The 11959-nt window shown below is 32.8% G+C and carries 7 protein-coding genes; 2 read left to right on the top strand and 5 right to left on the bottom strand.

Annotated elements, in window-relative coordinates; all coding sequences use genetic code 11:
• Positions 1-14 precede the first annotated feature (14 nt).
• Positions 15-1184, top strand: coding sequence for a PepSY-associated TM helix domain-containing protein (locus OQ292_RS31145; protein WP_284688032.1), 1170 nt, complete (start codon positions 15-17; stop codon positions 1182-1184).
• 48 nt (positions 1185-1232) lie between these two features.
• On the top strand, positions 1233-2330 hold the full coding sequence (locus OQ292_RS31140; RefSeq protein WP_284688031.1) for an alpha/beta hydrolase: 1098 nt from the start codon (positions 1233-1235) through the stop codon (positions 2328-2330).
• A 56-nt stretch (positions 2331-2386) separates the two neighbouring features.
• Here the strand turns inward: OQ292_RS31140 and OQ292_RS31135 are convergent, their stop codons facing one another.
• From OQ292_RS31135 to OQ292_RS31115, 5 genes are all read right to left on the bottom strand, one after another.
• On the bottom strand, positions 2387-3670 hold the full coding sequence (locus OQ292_RS31135) for a hypothetical protein (protein ID WP_284688030.1): 1284 nt from the start codon (positions 3668-3670) through the stop codon (positions 2387-2389).
• A 27-nt stretch (positions 3671-3697) separates the two neighbouring features.
• Positions 3698-5968 (bottom strand): ligand-binding sensor domain-containing protein, encoded by a 2271-nt coding sequence (locus tag OQ292_RS31130; protein WP_284688029.1) that lies wholly within the window; start codon positions 5966-5968, stop codon positions 3698-3700.
• A 142-nt stretch (positions 5969-6110) separates the two neighbouring features.
• Positions 6111-9494: a T9SS type A sorting domain-containing protein gene (locus tag OQ292_RS31125; RefSeq protein WP_284688028.1), complete on the bottom strand. Its 3384-nt coding sequence runs from the start codon at positions 9492-9494 to the stop codon at positions 6111-6113.
• 288 nt (positions 9495-9782) lie between these two features.
• Positions 9783-10274: a carbohydrate-binding protein gene (locus tag OQ292_RS31120; protein ID WP_284688027.1), complete on the bottom strand. Its 492-nt coding sequence runs from the start codon at positions 10272-10274 to the stop codon at positions 9783-9785.
• Positions 10275-10711: 437 nt separating this feature from the next.
• Positions 10712-11914 carry an SBBP repeat-containing protein gene (locus OQ292_RS31115; protein WP_284688026.1) on the bottom strand — a complete coding sequence of 401 codons (1203 nt, stop codon included), beginning with the start codon at positions 11912-11914 and terminating at the stop codon, positions 10712-10714.
• Positions 11915-11959: the final 45 nt, after the last annotated feature.

Raw genomic sequence — 11959 nt, 5'->3', positions numbered from 1 at the left:
TCATTCATCCAACTATGAAGCGTAAAAAAGGAGAAAAATCAAAACTGAGAAAAATTATTGATTGGCTGCACTTGTGGCCAAGTCTTGTTTCTTCCCTCATCGTAATTTTTGTCTGCCTCACAGGGACAATTATTGTTTTTTGTGATGAGATCATCGATTTTGCTAATCGAGATGTTTTATATGTTTCAGAAGTTAAAAATGAAAGACTTCCTACTGAGGAGTTACTTACAAAGTTTAGAGCAGCTTATCCAAATAGAAAAGCTCCCGGTTATATGGTTTCCTACAAAGATCCAGCTCGCTCAGTAAAATTTAACTCATACGATCTGGATAAAGGGCTTCGCTTAGTATATATGAACCCTTACACTGGTGAAATTATGAAAGATGATGGCACCATTTATTTTTTCTACATCACAGCCCACTTGCACAACTCACTTTTACTTGGTCCGGTTGGCGAATGGATTGTCGATATCTCTACAATCATATTTGTTATCGGCTTAATTACAGGCATTGTACTTTGGTGGCCAAAACGATGGACGAAGAGAGAAATGAATAACAGTTTTACTGTACGTTGGGGAGCCAAGTTTAAAAGAGTAAACTACGACTTGCATAATGTATTCGGTTTTTACACTCTTTCAATCTCTTTTGTATTAGCAATAACAGGATTAATAATAGCCTTCAAGCCATTTGCAGCAGCCACTGTAAGTATGTTTGGTGGTGATCCTTCGCATGCTTGGGAAGAACAACTTCCTAAAAATGATAGTACAATGGCGATTGCTCCTATAAATCCAGTACTAGATAGGTATTATCAAAAATATCCTGAGGTAACGGCTGTACAGCTTGGTACTTACTTTATGGATAAACAAGGTTATTATATGCTCAATGCATCATCTTTTGTAGGATTAAAAAACTATGTTGGTCAGGCATTTTTTATTAATAAATATACAGGCGAAGAGATAAATGTACCTAACAAAGCAATGTTGCACGAAGATATTGAAAATACTTGGTGGATGTTGCACATGGGAACTTGGTTAGGTTTGTTAGGTAAAACTATCACTTTTATTACTGGAATCGTCGCTACAAGTCTTCCTGTGACAGGTTTTATCATTTGGTGGGGTAAGAGAAAAAAGAAACCTAAGAAAAGAAATAAAAAAATAGCAAATAGAGGGGAGAAGGTAGAAGTTTAATTTGACTACCTTTGTTGAAAAGATATTTGAAACTGAATCTAATTGGCTATGACTAACTTAAAAATATTAATACAGTTTCTGCTCTTGTCCATCTTTTCAAATTATGCTTTTGCCCAAGAACCAATTGTAATTGGAGAAAAGTATACAATTTATTCTAATGTATTGGGCGAAGAAAGAGCAGTGTGGATTTACCTCCCTTCCGATTATAATAATGATACCTATGCACCAAGAAAATATCCAATTATGTATTTTCTTGATGGAGATAGTCATTTTCATTCATTATCTGGTATACAGCAGTTTTTGAGTAAAGGTGTTTATGCTTCTGCTCCACAAATGATTATGGTAGGTATACTAAATACGGATAGAGCAAGAGACTTAACACCAACACACTATTATAATGAAGGCAAAGGGCCAAAACACTCTTTTAAAACCAGTGGTGGTGGGCCCAACTTTATGGCATTTTTAGAAAAAGAATTAATGCCTGTAATAGAGAAAAAATATCGAACAAATGATTATAAGTTATTTGTAGGTCATTCATTTGGAGGCCTCACAGTACTAAATACATTTCTTACCAGAAAAGATTTATTCGATGCTTATATAGCAATTGATCCAAGTATATGGTGGCACGATGATTACGTGTTAAATCAAGCTAAACAGAAGTTTAAGACGGAAAACTTTGATGGTAAATTATTGTACCTAGCACAGGCAAATAATCGAATTACAGAACTGGATACAACTACCTATCACCAAAGAGCGATTATGGCTTTTAAATTAGAATTGGAAAAATATCCTAATAATGGGTTGAAATGGGCTTATCGTTATTTCGAAGATGAAGACCATGGTTCTGTTCCATTACCAGCAGAATATTATGGGTTGAAGTTTATATATGATGGTTACCAGTCTGAAATTAAAATGGTGGCTGAACATCCTGAAATGTTGACACTTAATTACCAAGAAATTTCTGAAAAGCTAAATTATCAGATTAAACCACCAGAGTCTTTAGTAGACTGGCTGGGCGATTATTGTTTGAAAACTGATAGGCCTAAAAATGCAGAGGTTTTCTTTCAACTTAATAAAGAATTATATCCTAATAGCCCGCATGTAGATGTAAAACTAGCAGAGCTAAAAAGTAGTGCAGGTAATTGACAAAAGCTAAAGGATCAAGATACATTGAAAGCAGGAGTATTTCCTGCTTTTTTCATTTATTCAAATCTCACTTTCGCATGGGGCATTTCTGTATGAGAACTTATTAGAAAAATTGCCAAAACGGCTAATACCATTATTGTTAATACAAGGCTCATGGCCCATTTTCCAATGTCAGTATTTCTGTTATAAAATAATGGTTTTAATTTATTGAAAGAAAGAGCAATTAATACAAAGTTGATAATATAGAGATAATGTTCGAGTCTATCGTATTGAACCAATGCAGCGGAAATCAAGAAGTCATAAATTAAATATAAGCCAAATAGACTTAAGAAAAAAATGGCTACATCTTGCCGGGAATAATTAATCAGATTTCCTTTTTTCTCATAATAATATCTTACCAACACAAATGCTGTAAAGATTAATAATATGGATAAAGAAATTACTTGAATGTAAAAGGCAACGGTTGAACTATCTTGGGTAAATACTTGAGCATAACTTTTTGTAAGTTTACTACTCGTAAAACTCTGATCCCAAACCACAAAAGGTATAAAGAAAACTACTAATAATAATGGAATTAGGTTTGATGATTTTTTTTGTATTGCTGATGTGGTCTCCCAGTTAGAAGTAAATGTTCCGTAAGCCATTCCAATTCCGCCCCAAAAACCGAGAGAATATTCCATCACATTCCAGAAGTTGAAGACTATACCAGAAACGGCTCCTAATACTTGCAGAAAATTGCCAAAGGCAAAACCAAAGCCACCACCTAGTCCAGAAAATACAGCTACTCGTAATGCAGCTTTGTATTTATTATCTACCATAAACCAGATTAAAAAGAAAGCCATACCAAGGCATACAGCCCAAAGTTCAGATCGGGGAGGAGTCATAAACCATTCCCATTCATATATCAAGAAGAAATAAGTAATAATCCCTCCAGCAACTAAACCAACAAATAAGAAGCCCCAATTAATTTTAGTTTTATCAGTTTCTGTGAGGGTTAAACCGAAGAGGCCACCACCTATAAAACCATACAAACCACCTACAGTAAACAGAGAGAGCAAACCATAATACACATTGATAAAGTCTGTACCTTTGCCGTATCCTACAAGTACTCCATAACTCATAATTCCACCAACGCCCCAACCAATTGCTGCGGCTAAGGTTGCTTTAAATAGTTTGTGATACCAGTCTTCTCTTTTAGAAATTAGTAGAATAGCAACAGCTGCTATAGCTCCAGCCCATGCAGCTCCTTGCTCGTGGCCAAATTTTCCCCTAATCGCCCAAGTTGTACCGAGAGTAAAACCTACTATTAGCAGGTTGAATAGTAGTGATTTGTTAATCATAGTCTAGTTTATATTTCAATTATAGAATTACTTTATCAAGTCGAGATAGCGACCCATCCAATATGGTAGCAACCAATATACTGGTTCGCGTTCTTGCGTTGCTATTCCTCCTACTGCATGGTAAGGATTTCTATCCCAGCGCATGGTACGATATTCACTAGGAGGCCTTAATTGATTTACTTGAATGTCTTCGAGAATTGGTTTTCTAACAATTTGTAGATCTTCGCGACTACCATTGTCTATTTCCCAGTCAACCAAATCGAGCGGAGCGTCTTTTAAAAAGAAAATGGAGTTTTTTAAACCATCGTTGCTGCCAGTTAAATAGTTGTAGGTGAAGTTAAGTAAAGGGCTGTTAGTTTTGCTGTATTTCTTATACCATTGCTCTAAGTGAGCTCTGTAAGTTGCTTGAAGTTCAGGATTTTCTTCGTATTTTATTAAAGAAGGATATAGGTAAAGCGCAAGGTAAATATCGAAATAGGTTTCCCATGCAGGGTTTTTTGTATAAAGATTCTTCGCATTTTCTAGATAACCTTCATCATTTATAAGATGTAAATAAGCTTCTTGATAAGTTTCATTTTTTGTGATATGGTATGCAAATTTTAAGAATGATAGAATCTCAAGAGAATTTAAATCGCGTTCTTGTGCCCAATCAGGATCATCGTTTAAGAGTTTTGGAGACCATACTCCCCATTTGGTATGGGTTCCATCCACATCAACCAAGTTAAAACCATTCTCTAATAAATGGTCAGTAATTTTGCTTACATGTTCAGCAATTCTTTGTTTTTCGGTATTATTAGCTACTAAATTATAGTAGCAATAATAGCCAAAGAAATGACCACAAATCTCGTCGCTACTGGTATCACCTTTCCATTTCCAAGCACCATCTTCTGAAACATGCCAGCGAGTTTCTACTGGTTTATGCCTAGGATTTTTAATTAACTCTTCTGCTAATTCATGTTCAGTATAGGTGCGATTCATGTCATGAGATTGCTCCCATGATACTGGAATAATTGTTCTTGCGAAGAAACCATTGGCATCGGTTACTTCTCTTAAATACTGTAGAAAATCAAAAGCTTTTTTAGCTCTTTCTTTAGCTTGAGGATCTTGAGTAACAGCATATCGGAAAGATTCCATTGCCAAATAGTTGGAGGTAAACTCTCCATCATTATCATCATCGTCAGGAACCATTGTACTTGTATCACCGGCAGTGGTTAGTTTGAACCTGCCAATAATCCAAGGCTCTCTCACATGTCGCTCAATTAATTGATTATAGAAATAATGGGCTTTATCTGCCAAAGTCATTTCCATTCTTTTGATATTGCTTACTCCATTCGCTGTTGCTATCCATGCGTTTCCAACTTCATCGAAAGTAATATCTCTTACTTCATTATCCATTAGCCAGCGTTTACTGTGTCTTACAGAATAAGCAGTATCACCGGGGGTAAATCGAGTAATTCCATAATTTGTGCCTACCCAAATTTTACCATCAGGAGCAGTTTTTACAACATTAACTTCGGAATGAGTAATACCATCTTTTGGCCTTTTTTCTCCAATCTTTGTAGATTGATTTCTTATAGAAACACCTCCAAGACCTCCAACCCACAAGTCACCAGTTTTACTAAAATCAATGCCTTTTACATAAGCACTAATTAGGTCTTCATTTTTTTGATATAAGATGGTTTTAGCATCATTACAGTGGTACAAGCCTACATCAGTTCCTATCCATAGTCCTTCCTCCCCATCTGAAATGGCAGCTCTAATCGTTTTAGCAGTTTTATAATTTTTTTCTTCCCATTTAGAATTTTGATAAAGCCAGATTCCGAAAGGACCCATTGCATAAATGCCTTCTTCAGAAGTTACAATTTTAGCAATTGGTGGTTTAGGAGTATTTGTTCCTTTTATTTTTTCAAGTTTATTTTTTTGAAAGGAATATACACCATTCCATGTAGCCATCCAGATATTTTCAGTTTTATCGATTGCTACATCGTAAGCAGGTCCCTGATTTTTTCCTGTAATAATTAAACTCCAGTTGTTTGAATCTGCATTTTTTTTATAAATACCATCTTTACTGGCAATCCAAATATTACCTTGCTTATCTGGTTGAATCGCTCTTACATTGTTAGCATCTGGGTTTTGGGTACTTATAAGAAAACCTTCGTGATATTCTTGTATAAATGAAGTGTCTGAGTAATATGAGTCTTTATAATCAACAGGGCTGTGTGATGTTAAATGTGATGTTTTTTTCTCACAAGCTGAAAAAGAGAGAGTTAAAATCAGAAGTCCAAAAAATCCTTTCATATAATTATGTTAGTGTAGTATCTTCATTTATTATACTTTACTTCATTTTAAATGGACTACTTAAAAAGGGATAAAAATATGATATAAAAAAAGCTATCCCTGTTTAAAGAGATAGCTAGTCATAATTGGGTTCAAATTATTTTTATTTCCCCTTAAAAATCTTCTTAGAAGAGCTTCCATTTTCAGTATTGAAAATGAGCAAATAAATACCATTTGCTTGATCTTTTAAATCGATTTGCATTGATTGTTCTAATTCACCTTGTTTTACTAGTTTTCCACTGATTGTTTGAACTGAGTAAGAACCATTTGGCACAGACTGAAAATTGATTTGAATTTTATCTTGTGTTGGGTTTGGATAAATATCCATATTTTCGATAGCATTATCTATTGCCGTTACAGCTCCATATCTGGCAATATTCGATTTAATACTACTGTTATCTTTCATTCTGCCATTAATAGATTCTCCACAGCTATTAGGGTTTAACACTTCAATTTGGTAATTGATATTTCCTCTACTAGGTGCTTCAGTATCTGTATATGATGTGGCAGAGCTAGTAATTTCGGTGAGTAGTTCTAAATCGTCATCAGAAGTACCTCTGTAAATTCTGTAAGTGCTAAATGATAAACCTTCGTAGCCAGTCCAAATGAGGTTCCAATCGTTGTTTAATCCTTTATTAATAGTTAAGTGGATAGTTTTGTGATAATTACTAAGTTGTGTTTCGGTGCCACAACTATCGACTGCAGAAATTTTATATCTGTTAGCAGCCTGTGCAGGTGCAGATTGTTGATCGATATAAGTATTAAAACTATTTGCTTCTACATATTCAATAAGACTATACTCATCAGCTGCATTTGTTTCTCTATAGATACCAAATTTTTCAACAGTTTCAATATCGTAATTCCAAACCAGCATGTTTTTAGACATTTCTTCATCTACTGTAACCATGCAGATCTCTGGGGTTGTGGGTAGTGGAGTTACATTAATAAAAATGGAAGTATCTTTTACACAACCATTATTATCGATAGCAAAATAGATTTCTTTCTCACCAGAAGAATTCCATTTAAGTTCATAAGGACCAGTATCTGAACCGGAAATAATTTCAGCTCCATTAAAATCCCAAGTAATACTGCCTTCTGTAGTTCCAATATATGTGATTAGGTAATTTTCATTATGACACACAGAAGTATTTGCTACAAAATTAAGCTCAGGAAAAGGACTATAGGTTAAAGAATCAGTAAATACCATAGAGCTGCAACCATTTTGCTCAACTTGCAGACTGATATATTTGGTACCATATGTATCCCAAGCTAATTCAAACTTGTTAGAACCAATAGAGTTAGAAATCGCATCACCAAAATTCCAATTAAATGTGGCAAATTCATCAGCATTTCCATTGTAAGAGACTATTGCTTTTTCACCATCACAAATACTAGATTGAATATCAAAAGTTGGTGTAGGTGTCTTTTTTATTATAATAGATTTAGAAGTCGTGTTAGAGCAACCATTTACAGAAGTAGTAAGAGTTATTTCTTTTGCACCGAAAGAAGGCCAAATAACTTTCAATAAAGTATCATTTACATTTTCGATAATTTGAGCCCCATCTAGCTCCCAATCTAAAGTTAGACCTTCAGTTAAGACACCATTATAAGATATTGATAATGTATCTGATTGACAGCTTTCTTCTAACAGCGTAAAATCAGAAGAAGGAGTTTTGTAATAAGTAATAGATATGGATACAGAGTTTACTTCAGTTTCTGTAGCGTAGGTTCTTAGTAGATAATTTTTACCATCTTCTAATTCTTCTGGTAAAAAAGAAGAAAGAAAATAAGAATGTGTATCATTACTCTGAATAGTATCTAGATCAATAGGTTCCTCAAAACTACCATCACTATTAGATAGTTGCAGGATATATAGATTTTCATTGGAGAAATTATAGTTTTCAGCGATTGAAACTTCTATTTCTTTATCAGAGCAAATCAAATTTGTTGAAGTTAATTCAGCATGGAAGAAGAGTGTCGCATAATCAGAATATCCACTTTCATTTCCTTCTGCCATATCGGTAACTCCATCAGCATCAGTGGTATATGCAGTTATTACAATATCATCATCAATAGAAATAGCATCAGTAGAATAGGAAGTTGTGTTGCCTACATCGGCTAAAAAAGTAAAGCGATAATCCTCTGTAGATTTGTAATAAATTTTATAGCCAGCTAGGTCAGGATCGGAATTTGAATTCCAGTTTAAAAAAAGATTCTTTTCTTTAAGAGCTTTTAAAACATTATTTGGCTTATCTATTGGAAGGTTTTTAGAAGGAGAAATAAGATAATTCGAATAATCTACAATTCCATAATTATCATCATCATATGCATCATATATTTTAGCACTTATAACTTCTTCATCTATAGAATCCCAATAATTTTCTGTTGCATCAATATTTTCTTCAAAATTATTTATTATAAAATAATTGCTGATATTGATAAAATTATTTTGCTTTAAAATCCACAGAAGAGACTCTGGGTTATTGACCACTATTGCATTTTTAAAATTTTCAAATGTACATTGTTTAATTATAACTTCAATATCATTAATCCATTTTTCTGTATTCAGATCATATTTATTATGATAGAAGTTTAGACAACTTATATTAGAGGCATTATCATTTCTGAAAATTGTATTTTTGAGTGTTACTGATTCAGCATTTATTTCACTTATAGTGTTCAAAAGTTTTGAGTCTTCAATATTCATGTAAAATGTACTTTCAAGCTTTGACTCAGAAAATACCGAGTTTTTACAAATTAATTCATAAAAATAAAGTGAGGAATTATATATTTCAGAATCATTTATTTTACCAACATTATGCAGTGAATTAATTTCACATTCACTGATATATGAATTAGCGAAATTTAAATCACCTGTATTTAAACTATTTAGGAAGTTAGTTTTATAAAATTCACAATCAGAGAAATTGATTTGTTCAGAGTATGTATATTGAGTGATGTTAGAATTATTAAATATTGAACTTTTTACAACTAATTGAGCATCATTTTTTTTCCCACAAGTTTCTAAATATACATCTTTATTAAAGAAAGAGTTTGTTATATTAAGTATGCCAGAGTTTTGTGGATCTTCCCACCATGATATTTTATATCCGATGTAGACTCCACTAAAATTGTTAAAACTTATATATGATAAGTTAGAGTTTGTCAAATTAGTATTATAAAAAAGTATTCTTGTATTATTGAATGTAATATTATTCAATATGTCTCCAATTGCTGTAATTTGCCCTTTAACTATAATATGGTTGTTTGACATTACAGTGTCATTTTCAACTTTAATTTCAATACCTTTATTGATAGTTAAAGTAATTCCATTAGGTATTTCTACTGTATTTTGTATGATATAAGGCGAATTATCAATTGTCCATTCGGTATCTTCGGTTAATGTTCCTGAGACATAAGTTTGTCCAAAAACAAAATTAGTTTGAAGTATTAAAAAGCTAATTATTAGTGCTAGAAATTTATTCATTTTGTCGCTTTAAAAATTGGTTTAACATTCCATATTTTATAACGATACCAAGAATAAATATTAAAAAATAAATCAGTTATTTTTCATAAAAAATTAGTATAAAAAACTTGAATTTTTGTGATACTCAAGCTTTTTATATTATACTTTATCAATTAAATATTTGAATTTGATATTTTAGAAATGAAGTTACTTTATCAAAAACTGTTTTGTGTGGAGCTTGCCATCTATAGTTTGAATTTGGGCATAGTATAAACCAGCAGTTGGCATTTTTATCTTTGCACTATTATTTTATTCATTATTTATCGATTGTTCTCCATTCATCTTAAAAACAGTAATTCTAAATATATCTTTTTCTGCTACGATGTTAAAGTATTCGGTGGCTGCACTTGCAGGATTAGGGAATAATATAATTTTCTCTTCATCGAAAAGCGTGGCAGACTTTCTCAAACTACTTGTAGCTGGTAATACTTCTAAATAATCTAAAATTGTCCATGCTCCATTGGCCTGTATTATTATTTCATTAATTCCTTCCTCCAAATTTATAGCACTTGAGTGCATAACACCGAACCATGAATTACCCCAATGAGTAGGGAAATGTTCAACTGTTGTTTCATCTCCCTCAAAAGTTTCTGTACTACCATTTACTTGAAACTGATAGTCATTTGGCCAGTAGGAAGTAGCTCCGTTATTATCTCCTGATCTTAATCTTACATTCAATTGGTAATTGCCACTCTCAGGAATTTCAAAACGATATCTAATTCTATCTCCAATATCGTACATGGCTAAGCCTTTTAGATATAACCCATTATTCTCTGATTTGTCAATTGGGGTTATGGGATTTACTCCATTTTCATTTTCAATAAGATAGCCAATACCTAGTGGGTATCTATTACCTTCTAATGAATATAGACTTGAAAATTTTGTGACATATATATCTTCTTCTTCATCTATATTAGGATTCGTGAATGCTTCTACACCATTTCCAAAATTAAGATTATGTCCTTTATATATACCAGTAATGTAAATATGATTAGTGTTACCTACATCTACGCCATAACCACTATCATGATCTCCACCCCCATAAGCATTTGCCCATAATGGAATACCATTGTTATTGTATTGTGCAAAAAAGATATCGGAACGATTTTCAGAATTATTAGCCTTTTCGACTACTATTCCATCTCCAAAGTCAATACCCGTGCTTGTGAAATACCCAGTTATATATATATAATTTCAAAATTATCTAGTGCAATCGAGGCTCCGGTATTTTCATTTCCAGACCAAGCATCTTCAACAATACAATCAATTTTATTAGCCCACTGTGCTTCTCCAATATTGTTAAATTTAACGATACATGTCTGAGTTTGATAAATATCCGATTCAGGTAAGCTAACTCCATTACCAAAATTTATAGAGTTATTATAATAAGAGCCTGCTAGATAAATATTTTCCTTAGCACTTATGGAAATTTTACTAAAGCTAGCTGCAAAACCTTTTAACCAATTAATCTGGCCTTTATCATCAAATTGAATAAGGTAAGTATCCCCAGTTTCCATTCCTGGTATAAGGAAATCACCATCCGACTTGCCTGCTAAATAAAGATTTCCATTTACATCAAAAGCTAATGAAGATGCGACATCATTACCAGTATCTCCAAAACTCTTAGCCCATTTAAGATTGCCAAATCTATTATATTTTGCTAAAAACATATCACTTTCACCTTTGTTATAGGTGTATATTGGGAGATATACTTCTTTATTATAAAATGGACCTAGGCTGCCTTTTATAATGCCCCAAAAAATATACGGACTACTATAATAGCCGGCAATGTAAATATTACCGTAGCTATCTATAGCCAAAGATTTTGGTTTATCTGTATCTGAATTTCCAATAGATCTAGCCCATTGAGTTTCTCCATCAGTGTTATATTTTACCAAAAATATATCTTCAGAATCACTATCATTTTGAATGATAGCTTCATTGCCAAAGTCTATTTCAGTGTTAGTGTAGCTTCCTGCAATGTAAACTTCACCCTCGGGTGTTGCTTTTATTATTAGGTCATTAAAATAAGTGCTTGTATTAGTATTAAATGTTTTAGCCCATTGAGCTTCACCTGAGTTATTATATTTAGCTACAAATATGTCATGTTTGTCCATATAACTATCAGAAAGTATCACACCATTTCCAAAATCCAAATTATCGTTTGTGAATGTGCCTGCTATATAAGAATTACCAAAATCATCAACAGAAATAGTGTATCCATAATTATTTCCTATTCCAATTGGAACACTTGCCCATTCTGCTGTAAGTTGAGCTTTACAGTTAGATGTGATATTGAGAAACAATAGAATAGAACAAAAGTAAAATATAGATGTGTGCTTAAAATTTGACTTAACCAAACTTGTAAATTCAGAGAACATTATACTAAGTGTTTTGTAGAGAAAAAATAGCAGATTTTTATAGTA

Origin of the sequence: Chondrinema litorale, assembly GCF_026250525.1 — a bacterium.
Classification (GTDB): domain Bacteria; phylum Bacteroidota; class Bacteroidia; order Cytophagales; family Flammeovirgaceae; genus Chondrinema; species Chondrinema litorale.
Note: the sequence above shows the minus strand (reverse complement) of the source record. Positions and strands in the feature narration are given on the sequence as shown.